Source organism: Desulfosporosinus burensis (assembly GCF_054657535.1).
Genome location: NZ_BAAHYN010000099.1, coordinates 1 through 351 on the forward strand (window position 1 = coordinate 1; position 351 = coordinate 351).

The 351-nt window shown below is 46.7% G+C and carries 1 protein-coding gene; it reads right to left on the reverse strand.

All coding sequences use genetic code 11. The features are described from left to right. On the reverse strand, nt 1-298 hold a 298-nt coding region (locus ACYQ3Q_RS28565; protein WP_459931757.1), incomplete at its 3' end, for a hypothetical protein. Nucleotides 299-351 lie beyond the last annotated feature (53 nt).

The window sequence follows — 351 nt, forward strand, 5'->3', positions numbered from 1 at the left end:
CATAGGCAAGCTTACTGTGCTTTTTGCTAAACCGATCCCATTCCGCTACGGCATCTGCTTCACAGGCAAAGCTCTTTTTCGAACTATCTTCAATGGCCGTCTCCAGGATGTTGCGCTGTCTCTCCAATTTATTGTTATATCGGGATTCCCCTGCGGAAGTCTGGACCACGATGACACGCAAATCGGTTTCCTCAAATCGCTCGCTAAACCCTTGCACGCAATAGTTGCAAGCCTTTTTGCTTTTGCCCAGGACTCCAATATCCTGCCACTGGTTCTCTGTATAGGCTCGTTCTACCATTCTGCTTTCCAATTTATGATAGAAGTTCGCCGGACACCTTGAAATAAATTGGA